Here is a 21,665-nt window from a genome sequence, read left to right as displayed (position 1 = left end):
CCATAACTCCTTATGCCCGGCAGGCACTGTAACAGCATTTTTCGTCTGTCTGTTGCCTGACCGTTCAATGATATTTTTCACTTATTAAAACTATCCAATACAGCGCGTCTCATTGTCTCAACTGGCGCAGGAATGCCGAGCCAGTGTTCAAATGCGACCGCGCCCTGATACACAAACATGCCTAGGCCGCCATGCACAACACATCCACGCAAACGCGCTTCTCGCAGCAAGCGTGTCTCCAGCGGATTATAGATTAGATCACTCACGGCCGCACCTTCCCGAATCAGGTCCGGGTTCACAGGTACATCATCGATATGCGGATGCATGCCTGCCGCCGTAGTATTGATCACGATATCAGCCGAGGCTAACACAGCTGCAGCTTCTTCCATGCCGCTGCCAGTGATGTTACCCAATCCGTGCCTTCTCAAATCGGAGGCAAGAGCCTCTGCTCTCTCTGCTGTGCGATTCAGGATGCTAATCCGTTCCGGCTTCTCCAGTGCCAGAGCATAGATGGCGCCTCTTGCAGCACCTCCTGCCCCAAGAACTGCAATCTTCTTGCCTGCGAGTTCCGGCACTGCCTCTTCCTTCAACGAACGAACATAACCAATACCATCGGTATTGTACCCAGTCAGTTTACCATTATCGTTGACAATCGTGTTCACAGCACCAATCAGCCGCGCACTTTCATCAATGACATCAAGGTATTTCATCACTTCTTCTTTGTGAGGTATTGTTACATTAACACCCCGGTACCCCAAGGCAACAATGCCTTTAACAGCTGCTTCCAGCTGCTCTGGACGAACATGAAGCGGCATATACAATCCGTTCACACCCGCTGTCGCAAGAGCCGCATTATGCATGGCTGGTGACTTGGAATGTCCAATCGGATCCCCAAAAACGCCAAGCAAAACAGGAAGTGAAGTATAGGTATTCTTTTGTTCTGGCATGTGTCCGCCCCCGATCTATAGAGAATCAATTTGCCATATAACTAGATCAAAGATGGACGAACCAGCACTCGAATACCTTTTGGTGCATGTACAGCGACAAGCGCCCCATTCTCACCATTGACCTTGATCCAGCCCAGACCGGATATGAACACATCGGACTGGCTGCCGCGTTTGATACGGAACTCATGCCGTGTCCATTCAGGCATGTCCGCTGCATCCTCCCGGCTTGGCGGGGACAGCAATTCTCCGGCGTGGTCACGATACAGATCATCTGCACGCTCAAGTTTCGTCCGGTGAATATCGATTGCATTGCTTGTATAACAAGTGAAGGACTGACGATCCCCTTCAATGAAATCAAAACGAGCCATGGCGCCAAAGAACAGCGTCTGTCCGGCATTCAATTGATACACGGCCGGTTTAAGCGGCTTGTCCGGCATAATGGCTGCCAGATCCTTGCGTGATACGATCTCACTGAAACGCCATGGATACACGATTCCCGGCGTATCAATAATAAATTTGCCATCATCGAGTGGAATGTTGACCATATCCAGCGTCGTTCCCGGATAACGGGAGGTTGTCAGTTCCTGCTCCAAATCGCTGTAGTCGCGGATCAGACGGTTAATCAATGTCGATTTACCCACATTGGTACCGCCGACCACGTAAACGTCACGATCCTCGCGATACGTACCAACAAGCTCCAGCAGGCGATCAAATCCCTGATTTTGCTTGGCACTGCAGAGCACGATATCCACCGTACGCAAACCTTGCTCCTTAGCCTGCTTCTGTACCCAGTTACGAACCTTGTTCCAGTTGGTTACCTTGGGAAGCAGGTCCGTTTTGTTAACAGCCAGCAGAACCGGGTTGTTCCCTACAAAACGCTGCAGACCGGAAATGATGCTGCCGTCAAAGTCAAACAGATCAACGATATGGATGACAAGTGCATCCTTATCCCCGATTTTGCTAAGAAGAGCCAGGAACTCGTCCTGATCCACCGTGACGGATGATGACTCATTGTAGTTTTTGATCCGGAAACAACGCTGACATATGACCGGTTCACGATCCAACGCTTTCTCCGGAATGAATCCCGGTTTGTCCGGATTTTCCGTTTGCAGATGCACTCCGCATCCACTGCATCTTACGGCAGGATTGCCGTTATGCGTTTCTGTCATTTCTTCTTTTCCTCCTCGAGCCATAAGCCTTTCTTGCGCAAACTGGTTAGAGCAATCCGTTCCACGCGACGATTGAAGCGGGTCATAAAACCTTCATCACCGATGGAAATGGGCAGTACCAAGACCGTATAAAGTCCCAGTCGGTTGCCTCCATATACATCCGTAAGCATCTGGTCACCTACAACAATCGTTTTTTCTGGAGTAAGCTCCATCATCTTCATTGCTCTACGAAACGGTGCATTCGATGGTTTGCGTGCACTATGCACAAACTGGATATCCAGCGGAGTCGCAAACAAAGATACACGGTTCAAATTGTTATTGGACACGATTATCAGCTTGAAACCCGCCTCTTTCACACGCGCAAACCATTCAATCAGTTCCGGTGTGGCATCAGGAGCTTTGGCACCGACAAGCGTATTATCCAGATCAGTTATAATTCCACGGTAGCCTTGAGCGTACAGCTCTTCCAGATTTATGTCAAAAACCGTGTCTACTCGCAGCTTGGGCATTAACATTTTAAACAAAGAAGTCACCTCAGTTTCATACGACACACTATATCACAAATCCGTCTTTCCTGAAAATGCATACAGTGCCTGATGGTATGGGAAAAAGGAAAAACGGGACGGGCATCCTCTATGCCCGTTCCGCTTTGAGTTCCTTGCGCAGCTTCGAGGCTGTCTCATAGACTGCCTTCCAATCGTCCGAAGTAACGGAAGCCGGGCTGTAACGCGTGCGTTCAAACATCGCCAGCAGTTCTTGCAGCGTTGCTGCCGCAGCCGGTTTGGCCTGACTCCATCGGTTGACAGACTCGCGCAGGGTCTCGTCTCCGCTTCGGGTTAATCCTTTTCGTTTCACATAGCGAATCCAGCGTTCCGTCTCTGCAACAACTTTCTGCTCGGGGGTAATTGGCCCGCCGGTGCGCAGACGAAGAAGCCAGAAGCGGAGTGAGAAGCGGTTCCGCCAGAACATATAAGCAACCCATAGGGCAAGTACAGCCACCGCAGCCCAGATGACAAACGCGGGAATGCCGGATGTCTCTTGTTCAGGTGCAGGTACTTGCTCTTCTTCTACAACCTGTTCTTCTTCGGGTTGTTCTTCAGGCTCGTCTACCGGCTGTACATCAGGCTGTTCCGTTAACAGAGGCATATCGAACCCGGGTGTCGCTTCAACCGGAATCCATCCATATTCGCCAAAGTACACCTCCGCCCAGGAATGAGCATCTGCATTGGTCACGGTATACGTCGTCTCAATTTCAGAACCAGGCTGGCGTGGCGCCTGCATGTCGGAATTAAGAGACATTTGCCCAGGGGCATATCCTTTTACCCAGCGGGCGGGAATACCTTCCGAACGTGCCATCATGACGAGTGCCGTAGAGAAATAATCACAGTACCCCTCACGGATGTCAAACAAAAATCCTTCAACAAAGTCATTGCTTACTTTTCGGGATAAATCGGGATTGTTGGTGTAATTAAAGTTTTGTTGTAAGTAGTCTTGCAGTAATGCCACTTTTTCATACGGGGTATTTGCCGCAGCCGTTATTTCGGCTGCAAGCTCTGTCACCCGGTCCGGGAAGCGGGAAGGCATTTGCAGGTACATGTCATCTGCAGGATTGCTTCCATATAGATCATCAAACGTCTTGGTACGGAGCTCATCTTCCACGATGACTGGTGCTTCGGATACAACCGTATACGTTTTAGGGAATTGCGGCTGCTGCCGATCTGTGACGATGTGCAGCTCTGCCTGATTCGCATTCCACAGCATCCGGCCTGATTCGTTCTCACCATTGACCGAACTCACTTCGGTTATGGAATAAGCACCAAAGAGGATTGGATACACACTATCGTTCAGCATGGTTACCTTTTGCGTAACTTGCTTGGTATTTACGTTGCCCGCATCCTCATTCTCAAGAGCTTGTCCAATTTCTACATCTTCCGAGGACACCCGTCTGCGGTCATCCCACCCTGTACCGGTGTACTCCTCCCGGGTTTCACCCCGCCAGTAGCTCCGTTCATTGGTCGTTACCGACATGACTGGTGTGTAGTCAAAATTGAATCCACCGCCCAGTTGGTTATCTTCACGGCTGTATCCGGACTCTGTGGAACTTGGAATATCCAGCGTCCCGTTGCCGGTCTGGCTGGTAGAGCTTCCGGTATAGTTACGCCATGCCGTATAAGGATCTGTCAGTGTAGGCGGTACTTCGGGCATGTTAACACTCGCTACAATAATCAGGGAAAAGATAATCGCGATGTTGGCGAGTATTTTGTACGGATAACGGAGCAATCGTTTCCAGCCCTGTGGGTAGTTCAATTGGAAATTGCGGAAGTGCTGGCAAACGAGCCACCCCATCCCGGCAAACATGACCCAGGCTACTTCAATCCAGAGTGGAATCTGGGTGAAGGAATCCAGGATACCCATCGAAACGATGTTCACACCCAGAAAAACAAGAATACGGCGTGTTGTCGTCACCAGACGAAGAGCCGCTTCGAGCATGACCCATGCGCATAGGGAGAACCAGATGTACGGGGTCAAATGCAGCAGAAATTGCTCCGTGCGATCGCTCAGTGTACCGTAAGGAATGTAGACAGAGTAATCAATGAGCGTTTTATGCAAAATATAAATAAGAACAATGGCCTTGATGATGTTACGATATATTGTTTTGAAAGGTAAAATAATCTCCAGTACACTGACCGCAGCCAGCGTCCATAATACCAATGATGTCGTTTCGGTGTACCAGGATTCCTGTGTAAACGAAATCCACTGCATCCCAATCAGGAAAATCCAGAGCAGGGACGCTGCATGGTACCAGGATCTTTTCCCCATCGACTGTTCTCGACTAATTGTACTCATACAGAACCTCCCCCCATAACCGTTGGAAGTTCCTGCAGATGGGAAACAACAAAGGATCTCGTGCCTCTTCCTCGCAGCATGGCGGCCCATTCGGCACTCTGACGTGACTCCTTGGTATCAAGGATAATATGGCACGGAGTCATCCCGCGAGTATCAGCCCACCGCAGCAATTCCAGTACTTTTTCATCCTTCTGGGGTGATATGACTACAAAATAAGCGCCCTGCGGCAGCTGCCGAGCAAGCTTCTCAATCCCGGGCAGCAGCCTCTTATCCTGACCATTGTGCTGAACATCCACCAGGTGATGCATCATCTTCTGCCGTTCAAGCAGGCTTTCGCTTGGAGGGAGCAGCTTCGTTTGGTCAGATAGCGTCATCAGTCCCATACCCATCCGTTCTCTCGTACCATACTCCAATAGCGATGCCGCAGTGGAAACCGCCAGCTCAAATGTTTCTCCCTGCTCGTAACTGCCCGCCAGCGCGTCAAGTACCAAAATGGTTTTGGGTATCGACTCATGTTCAAACTCCTTGGATTTCCATGTTCCTGTCTTGGCTGTAGCATTCCAGTGAATGCGGGACAGCCTGTCGCCATACACGTAATCACGAACACCGTTAATTTGAGTGGTTTCCCTACGGGAACGCGTCTGCGCGGTCTGTGGACCAGACAGTCGTGATTTACGATCGTACAGCTGCCAGTACGGTATGAATACCGTACGAGGCAGCACCCTAAACTCGCCTTTGGCCTTGAATGTACCACGGTGCTCAATCAGGCCAAAGATATCCTCGCTTGCACATTCCGTTTCGGAAAACGCATATTTGCCACGCTCCAGCGGCGGAGTCTGGAAAGACAGCTCTCCATTTCCCCGCATGTTTGGAATCAGGCTCTCCCTGAAGGACCAGGATTCCCCGTTATGACGATGCAGCATTTCACGGACAACCACATAAGGCAGCGGCAAAAATCCGGGAATGGTCAGCCTGAGCTTCACCTGAACCTGGTCACCGGCATGCAGCAGCTCTTCATGGTCCTGACCCGATGATAGCATTCGTACACCGCGTGCACGTCTTACTCCACTGAATCCGGCAATGGCAAGATACAGACAAAGGAGGGTTACCATCGAAAGCAGCATGATGGATGTTTTCCCGCCCTGGAATAATACATAGGCCAAGCAGCAAATCCACACCGCAGCGATACTCCATACGCGAGGGTGGCGCATTCCTCTTCTGACATTACTCAAAAGCGGCTTCATAAATTATTGCCCCATGGAGACGGGCACACGAACCTGCTGAAGTACAGAATTCAGTACGGCTTCAGAGCTCATGCTGTCCAGTCTCGCTTCAGGACGCAGTACAATCCGATGGGAAAGGACATATGGTGCCATCGTTTTTACGTCATCCGGGAGCACATAATCACGTTCCTGCAGGAAGGCAAACGCCTTCACTGCCATCATAAATGAAATCGCTGCACGCGGGCTGGCCCCCAGCAGCACGGAAGGATGCGAACGTGTATTGCGAACGACATCAAGCAGATAGTCCATGACCGGATCACCGATAAAGACCTCCTTGATCTCCTGCTGAATCGCCGATATCTGGTCCATGTGAGTTACGGACTCCAGCCGGTCCACGGGCTGTCCTGACTGATGCTGCTTCAGCAATGTTCTCTCGATATCCTTGTCGGGATAACCCAGACTTATTTTCAGCATAAACCGGTCGAGCTGCGCTTCCGGCAGTGTATACGTTCCCTCAAAATCGATTGGATTCTGTGTAGCACAGAGCATGAACGGGTGCGGCAGATCATAGGTATCGCCATCTACCGTTACACTGCGTTCTTCCATGACTTCCAACAGAGCTGACTGGGTCTTCGTTGTTGCCCTGTTGATCTCATCCGCCAGAAGTATGTTGGTCATGACCGGACCCGGACGGAAATAAAAGCGCTCGTCACGCGGGTGGAATACAGATACACCTGTAATATCACTTGGCAAAATATCTGGATTACATTGAATGCGGCGGTATTCTCCGCGCATGGATTTCGATAATGCTTTGATCAACTGTGTCTTGCCTGTTCCGGGTACGTCTTCGATCAGAACGTGTCCGCCTGCAAGCAAAGCTGTGAGCAAAAGTTGAATTTCAAAGGATTTCCCCATTATGCAAGATTCTAGATTAGAACGAACTGCTGAAATGATTTGGATCGACTCTTTGCGCACAGGCATGTGGTCTAACCTCCTAAAAAAGCATACAGATTTCCTTTTATTGTACATGAACAACGGGCGCGAGTACACTCGAAGAGAATCACAATTTGTTTCCAGCCGTCAGATTGGCCGCCATTCCCGCATGATTGCGACAAAAAGCCCCGGATGTTAAACATCCGGAGCCTCATAGGGTATACATATATGGCTAAAAGCAATTGACTGCGCCTTGTCAGCCTTTCGGCCGAACCACCAGCGCGGCGAGAAAGGAGAAGATAATCGCCGCTGATATCCCTGCAGCCGTCAAGTCGAATATCCCGGTAATAACCCCGATCCATCCTACCTTTTCAAGCTCTGTCAATGCCCCGTGCACGAGTGAATTGCCAAAACTCGTAATGGGGATGGATGCTCCAGCTCCTGCAAATTTAACCAGTGGATCATACCATCCGAGCGCATCTGCAACCGCGCCTGCCACAACAAGCGTACTCATGGTGTGAGCAGGCGTCAGCTTGACGCCATCCATCAGCAGCTGACCCACCACACAGATCAGTCCACCAACAATAAATGCCCATAAAAATTGCATCGTTTACCCCTCCTTTTCAATGGCTACGGCGTGTGCAATACACGGGATGCTCTCGCCCTGCTGGTAGGAAATCGGTGACAGCAGTGCACCCGTGGCCACAACCAGTACCCGTTTGAGATCGCCTTTTTGCATCCGGTTCAATATATGTCCATACGTTACAGTCGCTGAGCAGCCGCAGCCGCTGCCGCCTGCTACAACGAATGGCTGCTTCTCCCGATCATAAATCATGAGTCCACAGTCATTAAACGTCGTTTGTTCCATGGGGATGCCTTCCTTTTGCAACAGTTCTTTCGTGATGGGGAGTCCAACGGAAGCCAAATCGCCAGTGACGATCAGATCATAATATCCTGGTTCAAGCCCTGTATCCCGGAAATGAGACACGATGGTATCTGCCGCTGCTGGTGCCATGGCTGCCCCCATGTTAAACGGATCCTTGATTCCAAGATCCATAACCCGTCCAATCGTTGCCCGCGTGACAACAGGGCCTTCCCCTGAGCGGGAGACTACGCCGCAACCGGATCCGGTCACGGTGTACTGTGCATAAGGAGGTTTCTGGGATCCATACTCGGTCGGGTAGCGGAACTGCTTCTCCACTGTGCAGTTATGGCTGACCGTACCAGCGAGGACATAGTCACCTCCACCTGAATCGACAATCAGGGATGCTAATGCAAGGCTCTCCATGGAGGTCGAACAAGCCCCAAATACACCGAGGTAAGGAGCTCCCAGTTTCCGAGCCGAAAAAGAACTGCTGATGATCTGGTTGAGGAGATCGCCACCAATGAAAAACTGCAGCTCTTCCTTTGTGATGTTTGCATTGATGAGTGCCAGCTGTGTAGCTTGTTCAAGCAGCTTGCGCTCCCCTTTTTCCCATGTTTTCTCACCAATCTCCAGATTGTCATAGACGTAATCGAAATCGGCGGACAGTGGTCCAGCTCCCTCCTCTGGCCCAACAACCGCAGCCCTGCCGATAATTCGAGGGCGATTCTCAAACTGCCAGGTTTGGCGACCGACAAGCTTCATAGATGCCCACCTCCTAAGCCAAGGAAGGCGTAAATGATACCTATAATAAAGGCTGCCACGACGCCGAATACGATAACCGAGCCGGCTAGCTTAAACATATTGGCTCCAACGCCAAGGACAAGTCCCTCCGCACGGTGCTCCAATGCTGCTGAACACATCGAGTTGGCAAAGCCGGTAACCGGGACCGCTGTTCCTGCTCCGGCCCATTGGGCGATTTTATCGTAGACCCCAAGGCAGGTGAGGATAACCGAGATCAGGATCATGACCGCAACCGTAGGGCTGGCCGCTTCCTTGGAAGTCATATCGAAGCCTGCCTTGAATGCTTCCTGGATAGCCTGTCCAATGATGCAAATGAATCCCCCGACAAAGAAAGCCTTAATGCAGTTCGCAAGGATCGGACGAGCGGGCTCATGCTTTTTGGCTACTTTCTTGTAATCCTGTTCGCTGATGGACAGGGATGATGATTTTTTTCCGTTACCGGATCCTTTGGTTTGAGCTGGCAAGATTCAGAACCTCCTTAGAAATTGAATGGGTCGCACAGCTTGTCGCTGTATCTCGTGTGGAATCCTATGTTCATTGTTTGTTAATCGTGGGAAGGTTATGTATCCGGCGAATTGCATCAATTGTTTCCAGTTGGGAGGAAGAGCAGCTTGGCATCCTAAAATCCAATACGCCGGATCAGAGAGAAGTTGAGCTAATCGTACAACAGTCAGGTGTGAAGCATTTCCCTATAAATAAAGAAGTACAATGACGAGCAAAATAAAAAGGACGATAAAAAGGATATCTTCATAACCTTCATGAGGTGGCTTCATCTGGTGTCCCAACTCCTTCCTGCCGTCAAGCAAAACGAGTAAAAAATCCCTGTTTATGGGAATGCAAGAGCGTCTCAAGTCATGCATATTCAATCATGCTGTGAAAAGCGTGAGGGGAAAGCCCAATTTAAAAGACAACTTCCCGTTCATTGTATTAACGTTCCCTCAGATACGTGACACAGACATGGACAATTAGGTGCGCAAGGTTCATACTATAATGTGACCAGTGGTTAATAATGTCCTTTATGAATGGAGGACAACAGTCCGCAGCCGTTCTGTCGAGACTGTCATACATACAAGCAGAGGAGTTGTCGACACATGAATGAAAAAACAATGGAGATGTTTCGTACGTTAACGGAATTCCCTTCCGCTTCCGGATTCGAACGCGAGCTCCGAGGATGGATGAAGGAGCAGCTCTCCCAATATACAGAGGAATTCGTTCAGGATCGTCTTGGAAGTCTTTTTGGCGTACTACGCGGTGAAGAATCAGGCCCCAAAGTTATGGTGGCCGGACACTTTGATGAAGTGGGCTTCATGACTACAGGCATTACGGAAACAGGCATGGTTAAATTCCGACCGCTGGGTGGATGGTGGAGCCAGGCAGTTCTGTCCCAGCGCCTTCAGATCATTACTCCAGATCGTCGTATTACGGGCGTTGTAGGTTCTACGCCTACTCACTTGCTGGATGAGTCCCAACGGAGCAAACCGGTTGATCTGAACCACATGTACCTGGATATCGGTGCAGATAACCGTGCGGAAGCCGAATCTTGGGGGATTCACCCAGGCATGCAAATCGTGCCAATCTGTGAATTCACACCCATGGCTAACCCGAAAAAAATCATGGCAAAAGCCTGGGATAACCGCTACGGAGTCGGACTTGCCCTTGAGCTCGTTGAGGCACTCCACCAAGAGAAGCTTCCAAACACGCTGTATTGCGGTGCAACAGTTCAAGAGGAATTGGGTCTTCGCGGTGCGCGTACAGCTGCCAATCTGATTGAACCAGACATCTTCTTCGCACTGGACTGCAGTGCAGCCAATGACATGACAGGTGACAAACAATCCTTTGGACATATTGGACAAGGGGCTCTGCTTCGAATTTTCGATCCAAGCATGTTCACTCACCGCGGCATGGTGGAATATGTGCAGGATACAGCTTCTTCGAACCAGATCAAGATGCAATACTTTATCTCACCTGGTGGCACGGATGCTGGACAAGTTCACTTGAGCGGTATTGGTGTACCTTCAACGGTCATTGGGATCTGTGCCCGTTACATCCATACTTCATCTTCCATCATTCACACCGATGACTATGATGCTGCCAAGGCACTGCTTGTTAAATTGGTGAAGGGTTTGGATCGTACAACCATGAACACCATTATTGAAAATGCGTAAATGCTGGAGCGAGTGACAGGATTGAAAAACTCTGCTTGACCTCCCTCCAGATAAAGAGGCATTCCGACTTTGGTTGGAGTGTCTCTTTTTTTTGCGTAAAAATAGATTAATAGTTCGAACATTACAGGAAATAACACATAAGATACAACAACGAAAGAGAACAAAACACCAAGCAGTGGGGGAACTGTTATGGCAGTGAGAAGGAATGGAAAATCGAATAAAGGCTCCAAAAAAACAAATGCTGCAAACTCCCTTCTCAATGGCAATCTTAAAGGTAGAAACCTGGAACTCATCGTTGCAGCATTGCTTGTTAGCGGTAAATTAAGAGTTGATGCGGTCACCTTGTTTCGTGAGGCCACTCTGGTCGTAGAGCTGGTTGGACAGTATAAAACACTAACAAACATTAATCCTTCGAATGCCGATAAACTGGTCCAATTTCTTGACGAGATGGGCGACGTGACTCTGGATGATGTGATGCGAGCTTTCCAAAAAAGAATGAATTCCTAAATGAATGGAATGAAATGAGGCTGGGATGATGTCTGACTTTGACTTTGATGGAACTGGATTTGCAGAGCTATTAATTGTAGTTATCCTTGTTGTGTTATTTGTATTTGGCTCTTCGGATATTGATACACTTACCGGCTCACCTACATCTACCTGATTATGTATTCACCCGCAGACCATTTTATAAAAGTGATTCCATATAACATACCGCAATCAATCCATTATAAAACTAAGAATCGAATAGAAACGCCAGTCCTTATTCCGGACTGGCGTTTTTGAAATTCATGTTGCTGTTCAGCACGTTAGCATGGTCTGATTCAAACTACGATGCCAATTGCTCAAAGTTACAGGAATAACGGCGAAAATGCGATCCATGCCAAAATAAGCGTAAGCACAATACATACATTCTCAACCACGGCTCCATGTTTGGTCCCCGTGCTCATCAAATTCACCCTGATCCTCCACTTGAGTGGCGGAAGCGGACGAATGCCGCGATTCGTCAATGAGTCTGCAAGCAGATGCATGGCATAGGCTACTCCTCCGGCAACCCAAATCTCCGGTCCCTGCTCATGCGTTGTGCTGTACAGCAGTCCTCCCCAAACTGCAGTTCCATAGACCGTATGGGTTAGACCTCTGTGGGTCAGCGTAGTACATAACATGAGCAGACTCCCTGCAATCAGGTTCCATGGTGCAAGGGCGTGACCATAGAATACAAGACCCAGTCCGATGGCAAACATCAACACTTTGCGGAGCGAACGCGATGGCAGGAAAGATACCAGCCCGACCAAAATGGCCAGCAGCAGATTCCAAGGCTTCGCCTGCACGTAAAAATACACAAATACGGCTGTAGGCAGCAAAATGGTTTGCAGCAGCCTGATCAAACTATTGGGCAGCGCCTTGGATACCAACAAGGAATTCGGCTCATCAATGTCCGGCAGCAGCGAGCCAATGAGCGCAACCGTAACAGCCGGTGCCGTGACTTGCTCACCCATCAGCTGCAGTACTGAAAGTGAAACGCCTGTTCCGATAATCAGGTGGGATCTTCCCATCATGATGCGAAAACTTCCTTTCGAAGAAATAGGGAACATCATATCCCATTCTCGATGTTACAACGAAAATAAAAAGAGAACAATAGTTCGTATTTCTTATTTTAGATAAGAGCCCCGACCTCATTACCTCCATTCTTCATGCTCATCTAAAAAAACAGTTTCCATGACCGGGCTCACACTTTTTAATTTGTGCTACTTATCTCTTTCTTAGTGAAATAAATCACATTAAGTGTTAGCAAATCACGGTATGATTCAAATATAAACCACTAAAAATGTTGATATTGTCCAGTGTTAAACCAAGGAGGCTTACACACATGAACGGAAACAGAGAAAAACTCGTCGTGATCGGTAACGGTATGGCCGGCATTAGTACAGTTGAACAAATTTTGAAATTAACTTCACGCTATGACATTACGGTCTTCGGCACGGAGCCCTATCCCAACTATAACCGAATCATGTTGTCCTATGTTCTGGAGGGCAGCAAAACCATTGATGATATCGTGCTGAATGATCTGCACTGGTATGAAGACAATGGCATTACGCTTCATACCGGGACAACCGTGTCCCGTATCGATGCAGATACCAGGGAAGTCGTTACAAGCGAAGGCACACGGGTGCCCTACGACAAAGTCATTATCGCTACAGGTTCCAGCTCCTTTATCCTGCCTGTTCCGGGTCATGATAAAGAAGGCGTTGTTGGATTTCGGGATATTGCCGATTGCAATATGATGCTGGAAGCAGCGAAGCAATATAAAAAAGCGGCTGTTATCGGGGGAGGTCTTCTCGGACTGGAAGCAGCCAAAGGTCTGGTACAGCTCGGCATGGACGTCACCGTAGTTCATCTTATGCAAGACTTGATGGAACGCCAGCTCGATCCACAAGCTTCAGCCATGCTAAAAGCGGAACTGGAGCGTCAGGGCATTCGTTTCAAGATGGGCGCACAGACAGCTGAATTGATCGGCGGGGAACGTGTGGAAGGCCTCCGATTTGCCGATGATACCGTGCTGGATGCAGACTTTGTCGTTATGGCTGTAGGCATTAAACCGAACACGATTGTAGCCCGCGAAAGCGGCATGGAAGTTAACCGGGGGATCATCGTGGATGACTACATGCAGACCTCACTCGAAGGCGTATATTCCGTCGGGGAATGTACCGAACACCGGGGAGTATGCTACGGCCTCGTTGCCCCATTATTCGAACAAGGCATGATTCTCGCCAAGCATATCTGCGGCGTGGAAACTGCTCCGTATGAAGGCTCTGTCGTATCTACCAAATTAAAAATTTCAGGTGTGGACGTCTTCTCCACTGGTGAATTTCTCGATAGTCCGGACCATACGGTGATCAGCCATAAAGATGACTGGAAACGGACCTACAAAAAAATTCTGCTGCGGGACAACATCATGGTCGGTGCCGTGCTCTTTGGAGATGTGACGGATTCTGCCGAATTGCAGAAGTTAATCAAACAGAAAACCGAAATGACGGATGAGCTGTATGCCTCCCTGATGGGTACGGGCTGTGGGGGTCACAAAAAAGCCGCTTCTGTTGAAACGATGGCTGAGGACGAAATCGTATGTGGATGTAATGGTGTAACCAAAGGAACCATTGTTGATGCCATCACGAATCAAGGTCTGAGCAGCGTGGATGAGATCAAAGCCTGCACAGGCGCAACCCGTTCATGCGGCGGATGTAAACCGGTAGTAGAGCAAATTTTACAATACGTACTGGGAGACAGCTTCACAAGCGGCGCCAAACAGGGCATTTGTGGATGCACCTCGCTCAGCCGGGATGAAATTGTAGCCGAGATCAAGCAAAAAGGATTGCAGACGACCAAAGAAGTGATGAATGTCCTAGGCTGGAGCCAGCCTGAAGGCTGTTCCAAATGCCGTCCGGCAATTAACTACTACCTCGGCATGATTGCACCGGATACGCATGAAGACGAGAAGGAATCTCGGTTTGTCAATGAACGTATGAACGCCAATATTCAGAAAGACGGCACGTATACGGTAGTACCACGCATGTACGGCGGCGTTACCACACCGGAAGAATTGAAACGTATTGCGGACATTTCGGTCAAATACGACGTAAAAGCGGTCAAGGTTACCGGCGGACAGCGTCTTGATCTGATCGGGGTCAAAAAAGAGGATCTGCCGCAGGTATGGGCGGAGCTGGATATGCCTTCCGGTTATGCCTATGCCAAATCGCTGCGTACGGTCAAAACCTGTGTTGGTTCCCAGTTCTGCCGTTTCGGTACCCAGGATTCCATGGCGATGGGTGCCCTGCTTGAACGCAAATTCGAGCGTCTTGATCTGCCTGCCAAATTCAAAATGGCGGTCAATGGCTGCCCGCGGAACTGCGCGGAATCATGTACAAAAGATATCGGGATTGTTGGTAACGATGGAGGTTGGGAGTTGTTTATTGGCGGTAACGGGGGGATCAAAGCCAGACTTGCTGACTCCTTATGCAAAGTGAAAACAGATGCAGAACTCATCGAACTCTGCGGTGCAATTATTCAATACTACCGGGAAACAGGCAACTATCTGGAGCGTACCTCGGAATGGGTCGAACGGATGGGACTTGAGCAGATTCGTTCGGTTGTGGTGGATAATCTGGAGGAACGCAAAGCACTGATGGAACGCATCGAATTTGCCCTAAACCATGTGGAAGATCCATGGAAAAAAGTACTGCGTAACGAAGAAGGCCAGACCAAACTATTCCAGGGAATTGAAGTTTCTGCTCGCCCTTAAGCTTAAATCCTTAAAATAGTAACGTTCTTTACTGGATCAATATGATATTCAATTTGCAGGGTGAACCTGCCATAGAAAAGGAGCAGTCCAAATGACAACCAAACAATCGGGCACCTATTTTCCGGCTGGAGAGATTGAAGAATTTCTCCCCCGGATCGGGAGAGTGGTAGAAATTGAAGGCCGACAGCTGGCTGTCTTCCGCGCCTCCGACGGTACCGTATTTGCGGCCGATAACCATAATCCCCACCCCAAGGGTGGTCCGCTCGCCGAAGGCATCGTATCCGGACATTATCTCTATGATCCGCTGTATGATTGGAAAATCGACTTAAGTACGGGTCAAGTGCAGGCACCAGATCAGGGCCAGGTTCAGATGTTTCCGGTGAAACTCGAGAACGGGCAGGTCTGGATTGCTGTATAGCTAGCTCCATGAGCCGGAACGAGATAGATCCACAATAATGGAGGAAACCAAGATGTTTACACCAGGTGTTGAAGGAATTATTGAAGCTGCCGTTAAAAAGCGGGATCAGATGAATGCCAGCTTGCCGCGTTACATGGTGGCTGCCTTAATGGCAGGAGCTTACGTAGGGCTTGGAATTATTCTGATCTTTAGTATCGGTGCACCGCTGCTTGCAGCCAAGTCACCCTTGCAAATGATGCTGATGGGTATGTCCTTCGGGCTCGCCCTCACGCTCGTCATTTTTGCAGGCTCGGAATTGTTCACAGGCAACAACATGTTTTTTACCATGAGCACGCTGGCGGGCCGGACCACGGTTCGGGAAACCTTGAAAAACTGGGGACTTGTTTTCCTCGGCAATCTGATCGGAGCCATTCTGCTCAGTCTGCTTATTGTAGGCAGTGGCTTGTTTAAAACAGCTACACCGGAGCACCTACTATTTGCCGTATCGGCCAAAAAGATGGCTGCACCCGTTACCGAATTGTTCTTCCGCGGTATTCTCTGTAACTGGCTCGTCTGTCTGGCCATCTGGATGGCGGCCCGTTCCAAAGAGGATATTGCCAAACTGGTACTAATTTGGTGGTGTCTGTACGCGTTTATCGCCAGCGGATATGAGCACAGTGTCGCCAACATGACACTCTTATCCCTGTCCTGGCTGCTGCCCAACCATCCCGATACGATCACGCTGGCAGGTTGGCTGCACAATATGATTCCCGTCACGCTGGGCAATATTATTGGTGGTGCATTGTTTGTCGGTATGGCGTATTGGTTTGTTTCCCCGGTTCGGAAGAAAGCCTGATCGGACATCGTACACATTTCATTCGTCGTGAATCATTAAAAATCTAAAAAAGCCACCATGAGTCAGCTGAATAAAAGTTCAGTCGACATGGTGGTTTTTTGGTTTTGTCCGTGGATATCCCTCCCTTTTGTCTCTTTATCCCTATGCTTATGTCCTTTCCCTTTCAAGGTTTATTTTTACCTTTCTCGCATACATCGTTAATCCGTGGTTAACATAATTAAAGTATAGTCGGATCATACTCAACCAACAAAGGATGATAGCTTAGATGGGAATTCATACGTACTTTAGGTCACTGAACGATCTTGAACGCATTATTCGGACGCCTGGCAAGTTCAAGTTTGAAGAACACTGTGTGTCTGCCCATTCCTGGAAAGTAGTACAGTATGCCAAGACACTGGCCGATATTGAAGAACAGCACGGAGTAAGCATCGATTGGAAAAAGTTATACGAAATCACCAGCAGCCATGATTATGGCGAAATCTTCATCGGTGATATTAAGACACCCGTCAAACATTACTCGTTGGAACTGCGTTCCATGCTGCTCCATGTGGAAGAAGCCATGGTTGAGCATTTTATCAACGAAAATATCCCTGAGGAATTTAAGGACATTTTCCGCAGGCAGCTGCGAGAAGGCAAAGACGATTCCGTAGAAGGCCTGATTCTTGAAGTGGCGGATAAAATGGACCAGGTCTATGAAGCCTTTGCAGAACTGCAGCGTGGCAATACGGAGAAGGAATTTATCGTCATGTATCGCTACGCATTGATCAAAATCAAAAATATCGACCTTCACTGTGTACGTTATTTCTTAGATAACATTCTGCCTGACATGATTGAAGAAGGCATTCGCTCCCCCTTCGATATCCGCAAAATCACCGAAGAAGCTCTGTCCCAATAATCAGCGCTGGCCATCTTGGTTCACCTGATCCGGGGACATGGCTTCTTTTCATTATGGATGGTGATCTGGAACTTGGATTTGACAACCTAACAATTTGTAACTATTATAGTTACAACGGTGGTGATCATCCATGAAACAAATCAGCAGCCGCTTTTCCATTGCGGTTCACACCCTGTCCTTGATCGCTGTTGCACCCCATGAGTGCACTGGGGATTTTATTGCTTCCAGCGTAAATACAAATCCCGTGATTATCCGGCGGATCATGTCCAAGCTGAAACAGGCCCGTTTGATCGAGGTCAGACCTGGTGTCGGCGGTGCTTCCTTATTAAAGGACCCGGCAGACATCACCCTTCTGGATGTATACCGGGCACTCGAAGTGGTCCAGGAAGGGGAGCTATTCAACTTTCACAAACATCCGAATCCGGATTGTCCCGTGGGCAGTATGATCGAACGTACCTTGCGTGCCGAGCTCATTGAGGCTCAGACAGCGATGGAACAGCGCTTGAACCGCGTAACCATACAGCAGATGATGGATCAGGTTCATGTGTCTGAATAAAAGAAGCTCATAGCGAGCTTTTTTTAACCCTTCGGTTGTAATCACATCTGTTATAACGGACTTGATTACATCCAAACTTTTTTTAAAATACTTAAACCATTGGAGGAATATCTCATGAAAATTTTGGTTACTGGCGCAACAGGTCATTTGGGTTCACTGGTCGTAGAAGCTTTATTAAAAACGGTATCCGCCGGGGATCTGGCTGTAAGTGTACGAAACCCGGAGAAAGCGGAAGCACTGCGTGCTCAAGGCGTCGACGTTCGTCATGGTGATTTCGATCAACCGGGTACACTTGCCAAAGCTTTTGCTGGTGTAGATCGCCTGCTGCTCATCTCCACAGATGGCGACAATGAGACACGTATCCGCCAACATCAAGCTGCAGTTCATGCTGCCAAGAGTGCAGGTGTTGGATTTATCGCGTATACCAGCGTGGTAAATGCCGAGAATAACACCCTTTCCCTGGCTGAAGTGCACCGTGCCACAGAACAGGCGATCCGCGAATCCGACATTCCCTATTCCTTCCTGCGTAACAACTGGTATCTGGAAAATGAAGCAGGCAGCGTACAAGCTGCTACCCAAGGTGCCCCATGGGTTCATGCAACCAACGACAGTCAAGTAGGCTGGGCTACGCGCAGCGATTATGCACAGGCCGCTGCAGCAGTCCTTACAGGTGAGGGACATGAGAATTCGGTATATGAATTGTCTGGTAAACTCCGCACGCAAGCTGAACTTGCAGCTATCGTTGGCGAAGTGCTCGGACAGGACATCAATGTGCAAAACGTGGGCGATGCCGCTTATGCCGACATCATGAAAGGTGCAGGTCTGCCTGACTTTGTGGTCTCCATGCTGGTTGATATGCAGAGTGCCATCCGTGAAGGCGCACTGGCTGTAGAGAGCGACACATTGGAGAAGCTGCTTGGCCGTCCGGCTCAACCACTGAGCGAAGGTGTTAAAGCGATTTTGGGCAAGTAAAACGTTCTTCAAATAAATATCCGCTATTAGAACGAAATTCTATTAGCTGGGTATCCAAAAGGGACACACCAACAAATGTTGATGTGCCCCTTTTTCTTTAACATGCTCTCATATTGAATCAATCATTGAATACATAACAGAATAACAAAATGATGATAATCTATTTCACTCGCGGGCAATATTCTTGTCAGCGGTCGATATAGCGTGCAGGTATGTGATCAGCGAGCCAGATATTTTCGTTACCATGATAAAAGAGGATCCCATCATTGGCTGCCTGCGCGGCATTAATTTTCAGGATTACAGGCTGATCATCACGTCTGCGTCCTACCTGTTCGGCCGTATTCATATCTGCCGACAAGTGCACATACTGCCGCTGTCGCGGCTGCAATCCCTGCTCCATAATCGAAGGCACCGCGCGAACCGGTGTACCATGATACAGCGTTGCCGGTGGGTCCGCAGGGGTTTTGGATATCTTCTGCGGAGTGGAATGACCATATAATGCCCGGATGCGACCGGAACGGATTTCATGTCGCTTTTTCTCCGATGTCTCAATCATCTGCTCCAGATCCGCTTCCGTTACTTCTTTCCACTGCGGACTTTCATGCAGTGCCACGAGCAACTGCGAGATCTCCACCCAGCCCTCTTCATCCAGCTCCAGCTCATATTCCCAGGGGGCATGCCGCAGTGCATAAGAGAGCTCTTTGCTTAGTTTCATCAAATCCATCCCGATCATCTCCCGAATCTAGTAACTCTCTTCTATCTCTCCGGTTGTACCGCAGTCAAAATCTCCTGAATATTGCGAGCCAGTCCTTCATCGTCTTCCTGGTTAAATTGACGGTGGCCGTCAATCCCACGATGAATAATCGTGTTCATTACTGGATGCGCCTCCCGGTCCGAGGCTACCCGGATCAGATCGTCGGCAAAGTCCACTGCCTGCTGCTCACTGTAGTTAAATGGCTTGATCAACATACGAATGCTCAGTGCGTGAGCCTGGGACTCTCCTAGTTGATCCCGATGAGTGATGCCGTATACAGCTCCAAAACCGAATGCAGCGATAACCTGCCGCTCCAGCTCTGTTGTCTGCCCCAAGGGCGTGCCGATCAATTCGCAAATCCGGTCCACCATCTGCTCCAGCTCGGAGGCAGCCGCTGCCAGAATGACGTCGTTAATATCTTCTGCGTTAATAAAATCAGTCATATTGTAGTTCTCCATTTCTCAGCCTTATTTGAGCCAACTCTCTCAGACTTTCTGACCACATTGTATCGGAGGTATAGTGCTCGTTTCAAATCATTAAAGTATAATCTGTCTTCTAATCTAGCGTTCAAACTTAAAATAGCTGCATTACCTCGTCTTTGTTGGTCTTGCGATTGGTTCAGCTTCCATATCTCCATTATAAATAAATATAAAAGCCAAATCTCCACGTTTCCGAGTCGGTTTGGCTTTTTGCTGTCCTAAATATACAAATTCCATATCTATAAAATCACTTTGTATCTTCTTGTATTTCACGCCGTCTCGTGCTTTTTGCCCGTTTCCAGGTCATAGACTTGAGTATGTTCATTCTCTGCGAGTGTCCATTCCAACGTGCCTGGTTTGCGTAATTTCCACATTAGCGCCTGAACCCGCAGAGATCTTCTCACCCAGGCGAGCGAAGCACAGCGTTTCTCGGAGCGGACCGTCAGTCCCCAGTGAATGACACGGGCAAGCCATGGGTTCACATAGGTATTGTGACTGCGAACAGATGGTAATTCATCCTGGAACAGCCGCTTTTTCACGTCCAATGGAGGCTGTCCGCATGTCCAATAGTGAAGAAGAGCTGACAGACTATAGATGTCTGACATCGGCCCCTGACTGGATTTTTCGGAATAGAATTCAAGTGGTGAATATCCGGAAGATGTGAAAATGGCCTGTTTATCCCCAGATTGCATCGGCCAGCGAGCAGCCGAACCGAAATCCAGCAGCTTCGGCGTTCCGTCCTCCATAATCATAATGTTGGAAGGCTTCACATCCCGGTGAAGAATGCCTTGTTTATGAATGTAATCCAGCGTATCGACCAGAGGTAGCAGTGTCCCTTGAATAAATGCAGGGTCCAGGGCATGATCATTTTCTTGCAAATACTCGTTCAGCATCATCCCACTGCAGTATTCGGTAATCAGATACCCTGTATCATTTTCTTCAAAGTGGTCTATGTACGTAATGATATGAGGATGACTCAGGCCGGACAACAATTCGCCTTCTACCAGAAAGGAAGCAAGCAGTTCCTGATACTGCCCGCCGAAACCGCGCGAAGAACAGTACACTCCCCGCTTGTCCGATTGCCGCGAAGCCAGCCTCTGCGGGAAAAATTCCTTAATGGCGATCTTTGCCCCTGTATTTTTGTCTCTTCCCGCATATACAATAGCCAGCTCGCTGCTGGCGAGTACCTGTCTTACCTGATATGTATCGTTTAGAATGACATTGCGCTGCAGTGCCATTTTGTAATTGTCTTTTCTCATAACAGACCCTCTTTTCAACCTTGTCAATCGGAAGACTTGCCTCATGTTGCATTACTCTGTTCTAATCAGCAGGCGTTTCATCGCCAACCATCTATATAAACCAATCATAGCCATTTGAAACACACTTATGTGGAAATATAAAATGAATTACGATACCCTACTCAATACTAGTATATACCTGATAGAATTACAAAATTTCAGTTGAATCTTAAACTACTTATCTCATTCTGTTATCGACAGATCGGGCGGA

General features: G+C 48.8%; 22 protein-coding genes. 9 read left to right on the top strand and 13 right to left on the bottom strand.

Annotation, left to right across the window (positions count from 1 at the left end; all coding sequences use genetic code 11):
- Positions 1-77: 77 nt before the first annotated feature.
- The 9 genes from aroE to spoVAC all read right to left on the bottom strand — a co-directional run bounded on the left by aroE (position 78) and on the right by spoVAC (position 9,249).
- On the bottom strand, positions 78-947 hold the full coding sequence (gene aroE / locus CHI14_RS17530; protein ID WP_095289804.1) for a shikimate dehydrogenase: 870 nt from the start codon (positions 945-947) through the stop codon (positions 78-80).
- A gap of 41 nt (positions 948-988) precedes the next feature.
- The gene (gene yqeH, locus CHI14_RS17525) at positions 989-2,116 is read right to left on the bottom strand and encodes a ribosome biogenesis GTPase YqeH (protein ID WP_095289803.1); all 1,128 of its coding nucleotides are present in this window, start codon (positions 2,114-2,116) and stop codon (positions 989-991) included.
- Entirely contained in the window at positions 2,113-2,640 is a 528-nt protein-coding gene (locus CHI14_RS17520) for a YqeG family HAD IIIA-type phosphatase (RefSeq protein WP_095289801.1), read from the bottom strand. The genes yqeH and CHI14_RS17520 overlap by 4 nt, the downstream gene beginning before the upstream one ends.
- 109 nt (positions 2,641-2,749) lie before the next feature.
- The gene (locus CHI14_RS17515) at positions 2,750-4,963 is read right to left on the bottom strand and encodes a transglutaminase TgpA family protein (RefSeq protein WP_095289800.1); all 2,214 of its coding nucleotides are present in this window, start codon (positions 4,961-4,963) and stop codon (positions 2,750-2,752) included.
- Positions 4,960-6,207 carry a DUF58 domain-containing protein gene (locus tag CHI14_RS17510; RefSeq protein WP_095289798.1) on the bottom strand — a complete coding sequence of 416 codons (1,248 nt, stop codon included), beginning with the start codon at positions 6,205-6,207 and terminating at the stop codon, positions 4,960-4,962. Before CHI14_RS17510 ends, CHI14_RS17515 begins: the two co-directional genes overlap by 4 nt.
- Before the next feature lie 3 nt (positions 6,208-6,210).
- Positions 6,211-7,167: an AAA family ATPase gene (locus CHI14_RS17505; RefSeq protein WP_095289796.1), complete on the bottom strand. Its 957-nt coding sequence runs from the start codon at positions 7,165-7,167 to the stop codon at positions 6,211-6,213.
- A 208-nt stretch (positions 7,168-7,375) separates the two neighbouring features.
- Positions 7,376-7,726: a stage V sporulation protein AE gene (gene spoVAE / locus CHI14_RS17500; RefSeq protein WP_095289795.1), complete on the bottom strand. Its 351-nt coding sequence runs from the start codon at positions 7,724-7,726 to the stop codon at positions 7,376-7,378.
- Between the two features lie 3 nt (positions 7,727-7,729).
- The gene (gene spoVAD / locus CHI14_RS17495; RefSeq protein WP_095289793.1) at positions 7,730-8,746 is read right to left on the bottom strand and encodes a stage V sporulation protein AD; all 1,017 of its coding nucleotides are present in this window, start codon (positions 8,744-8,746) and stop codon (positions 7,730-7,732) included.
- The gene (gene spoVAC, locus CHI14_RS17490) at positions 8,743-9,249 is read right to left on the bottom strand and encodes a stage V sporulation protein AC (protein ID WP_170948175.1); all 507 of its coding nucleotides are present in this window, start codon (positions 9,247-9,249) and stop codon (positions 8,743-8,745) included. Before spoVAC ends, spoVAD begins: the two co-directional genes overlap by 4 nt.
- Before the next feature lie 627 nt (positions 9,250-9,876).
- Here spoVAC and CHI14_RS17485 point away from each other — a divergent pair.
- From CHI14_RS17485 to CHI14_RS30675, 3 genes are all read left to right on the top strand, one after another.
- Positions 9,877-10,950, top strand: coding sequence for a M42 family metallopeptidase (locus tag CHI14_RS17485; RefSeq protein ID WP_095289790.1), 1,074 nt, complete (start codon positions 9,877-9,879; stop codon positions 10,948-10,950).
- Positions 10,951-11,139: 189 nt separating this feature from the next.
- Positions 11,140-11,457, top strand: a complete 318-nt coding sequence (locus tag CHI14_RS17480) for a hypothetical protein (protein ID WP_095289788.1) — start codon at positions 11,140-11,142, stop codon at positions 11,455-11,457.
- A gap of 28 nt (positions 11,458-11,485) precedes the next feature.
- Positions 11,486-11,611: a hypothetical protein gene (locus CHI14_RS30675; protein ID WP_283163872.1), complete on the top strand. Its 126-nt coding sequence runs from the start codon at positions 11,486-11,488 to the stop codon at positions 11,609-11,611.
- 187 nt (positions 11,612-11,798) lie between these two features.
- Here CHI14_RS30675 and CHI14_RS17475 read toward each other — a convergent pair whose 3' ends face one another.
- Positions 11,799-12,506 carry a metal-dependent hydrolase gene (locus CHI14_RS17475; protein WP_095289787.1) on the bottom strand — a complete coding sequence of 236 codons (708 nt, stop codon included), beginning with the start codon at positions 12,504-12,506 and terminating at the stop codon, positions 11,799-11,801.
- 311 nt (positions 12,507-12,817) lie between these two features.
- Here CHI14_RS17475 and nirB point away from each other — a divergent pair, with 311 nt between their 5' ends.
- The 6 genes from nirB to CHI14_RS17445 all read left to right on the top strand — a co-directional run bounded on the left by nirB (position 12,818) and on the right by CHI14_RS17445 (position 18,923).
- Positions 12,818-15,247: a nitrite reductase large subunit NirB gene (nirB, locus tag CHI14_RS17470; protein ID WP_095289785.1), complete on the top strand. Its 2,430-nt coding sequence runs from the start codon at positions 12,818-12,820 to the stop codon at positions 15,245-15,247.
- 91 nt (positions 15,248-15,338) lie between these two features.
- Positions 15,339-15,665, top strand: coding sequence for a nitrite reductase small subunit NirD (gene nirD, locus CHI14_RS17465; protein WP_095289784.1), 327 nt, complete (start codon positions 15,339-15,341; stop codon positions 15,663-15,665).
- Positions 15,666-15,717: 52 nt separating this feature from the next.
- Positions 15,718-16,500 carry a formate/nitrite transporter family protein gene (locus CHI14_RS17460; protein WP_095289782.1) on the top strand — a complete coding sequence of 261 codons (783 nt, stop codon included), beginning with the start codon at positions 15,718-15,720 and terminating at the stop codon, positions 16,498-16,500.
- A gap of 265 nt (positions 16,501-16,765) precedes the next feature.
- Positions 16,766-17,395, top strand: coding sequence for a YfbR-like 5'-deoxynucleotidase (locus CHI14_RS17455; protein ID WP_095289780.1), 630 nt, complete (start codon positions 16,766-16,768; stop codon positions 17,393-17,395).
- Between the two features lie 130 nt (positions 17,396-17,525).
- Entirely contained in the window at positions 17,526-17,951 is a 426-nt protein-coding gene (locus tag CHI14_RS17450) for an Rrf2 family transcriptional regulator (RefSeq protein ID WP_095289779.1), read from the top strand.
- Positions 17,952-18,065: 114 nt separating this feature from the next.
- On the top strand, positions 18,066-18,923 hold the full coding sequence (locus CHI14_RS17445; protein WP_095289777.1) for an SDR family oxidoreductase: 858 nt from the start codon (positions 18,066-18,068) through the stop codon (positions 18,921-18,923).
- A 187-nt stretch (positions 18,924-19,110) separates the two neighbouring features.
- Here CHI14_RS17445 and CHI14_RS17440 read toward each other — a convergent pair whose 3' ends face one another.
- The 3 genes from CHI14_RS17440 to CHI14_RS17430 all read right to left on the bottom strand — a co-directional run bounded on the left by CHI14_RS17440 (position 19,111) and on the right by CHI14_RS17430 (position 21,415).
- Positions 19,111-19,647 (bottom strand): RNA 2'-phosphotransferase, encoded by a 537-nt coding sequence (locus tag CHI14_RS17440; protein WP_095289775.1) that lies wholly within the window; start codon positions 19,645-19,647, stop codon positions 19,111-19,113.
- A 32-nt stretch (positions 19,648-19,679) separates the two neighbouring features.
- Positions 19,680-20,120, bottom strand: a complete 441-nt coding sequence (gene imm48, locus CHI14_RS17435; protein WP_095289774.1) for an Imm48 family immunity protein — start codon at positions 20,118-20,120, stop codon at positions 19,680-19,682.
- A gap of 305 nt (positions 20,121-20,425) precedes the next feature.
- Positions 20,426-21,415, bottom strand: a complete 990-nt coding sequence (locus tag CHI14_RS17430) for a serine/threonine protein kinase (RefSeq protein WP_095289772.1) — start codon at positions 21,413-21,415, stop codon at positions 20,426-20,428.
- Between the last annotated feature and the right edge of the window lie 250 nt (positions 21,416-21,665).

Origin of the sequence: Paenibacillus sp. 7516 (genome assembly GCF_002272715.1) — a bacterium.
GTDB classification, from domain to species: Bacteria; Bacillota; Bacilli; order Paenibacillales; family Paenibacillaceae; genus Paenibacillus; species Paenibacillus illinoisensis_A.
Note: the sequence above shows the minus strand (reverse complement) of the source record. Positions and strands in the feature narration are given on the sequence as shown.

What these genes read in the sequence shown, in the direction of transcription:
- aroE (WP_095289804.1), bottom strand. Translation starts at nt 947, where the DNA reads ATGCCAGAACAAAAGAATACCTATACTTCACTTCCTGTTTTGCTTGGC.
- yqeH (WP_095289803.1), bottom strand. Translation starts at nt 2,116, where the DNA reads ATGACAGAAACGCATAACGGCAATCCTGCCGTAAGATGCAGTGGATGC.
- CHI14_RS17515 (WP_095289800.1), bottom strand. Translation starts at nt 4,963, where the DNA reads ATGAGTACAATTAGTCGAGAACAGTCGATGGGGAAAAGATCCTGGTAC.
- CHI14_RS17510 (WP_095289798.1), bottom strand. Translation starts at nt 6,207, where the DNA reads ATGAAGCCGCTTTTGAGTAATGTCAGAAGAGGAATGCGCCACCCTCGC.
- CHI14_RS17505 (WP_095289796.1), bottom strand. Translation starts at nt 7,167, where the DNA reads ATGCCTGTGCGCAAAGAGTCGATCCAAATCATTTCAGCAGTTCGTTCT.
- spoVAE (WP_095289795.1), bottom strand. Translation starts at nt 7,726, where the DNA reads ATGCAATTTTTATGGGCATTTATTGTTGGTGGACTGATCTGTGTGGTG.
- spoVAD (WP_095289793.1), bottom strand. Translation starts at nt 8,746, where the DNA reads ATGAAGCTTGTCGGTCGCCAAACCTGGCAGTTTGAGAATCGCCCTCGA.
- CHI14_RS17485 (WP_095289790.1), top strand. Translation starts at nt 9,877, where the DNA reads ATGAATGAAAAAACAATGGAGATGTTTCGTACGTTAACGGAATTCCCT.
- CHI14_RS17480 (WP_095289788.1), top strand. Translation starts at nt 11,140, where the DNA reads ATGGCAGTGAGAAGGAATGGAAAATCGAATAAAGGCTCCAAAAAAACA.
- CHI14_RS30675 (WP_283163872.1), top strand. Translation starts at nt 11,486, where the DNA reads ATGTCTGACTTTGACTTTGATGGAACTGGATTTGCAGAGCTATTAATT.
- CHI14_RS17475 (WP_095289787.1), bottom strand. Translation starts at nt 12,506, where the DNA reads ATGATGGGAAGATCCCACCTGATTATCGGAACAGGCGTTTCACTTTCA.
- nirB (WP_095289785.1), top strand. Translation starts at nt 12,818, where the DNA reads ATGAACGGAAACAGAGAAAAACTCGTCGTGATCGGTAACGGTATGGCC.
- nirD (WP_095289784.1), top strand. Translation starts at nt 15,339, where the DNA reads ATGACAACCAAACAATCGGGCACCTATTTTCCGGCTGGAGAGATTGAA.
- CHI14_RS17460 (WP_095289782.1), top strand. Translation starts at nt 15,718, where the DNA reads ATGTTTACACCAGGTGTTGAAGGAATTATTGAAGCTGCCGTTAAAAAG.
- CHI14_RS17455 (WP_095289780.1), top strand. Translation starts at nt 16,766, where the DNA reads ATGGGAATTCATACGTACTTTAGGTCACTGAACGATCTTGAACGCATT.
- CHI14_RS17450 (WP_095289779.1), top strand. Translation starts at nt 17,526, where the DNA reads ATGAAACAAATCAGCAGCCGCTTTTCCATTGCGGTTCACACCCTGTCC.
- CHI14_RS17445 (WP_095289777.1), top strand. Translation starts at nt 18,066, where the DNA reads ATGAAAATTTTGGTTACTGGCGCAACAGGTCATTTGGGTTCACTGGTC.
- CHI14_RS17440 (WP_095289775.1), bottom strand. Translation starts at nt 19,647, where the DNA reads ATGGATTTGATGAAACTAAGCAAAGAGCTCTCTTATGCACTGCGGCAT.
- imm48 (WP_095289774.1), bottom strand. Translation starts at nt 20,120, where the DNA reads ATGACTGATTTTATTAACGCAGAAGATATTAACGACGTCATTCTGGCA.
- CHI14_RS17430 (WP_095289772.1), bottom strand. Translation starts at nt 21,415, where the DNA reads ATGAGAAAAGACAATTACAAAATGGCACTGCAGCGCAATGTCATTCTA.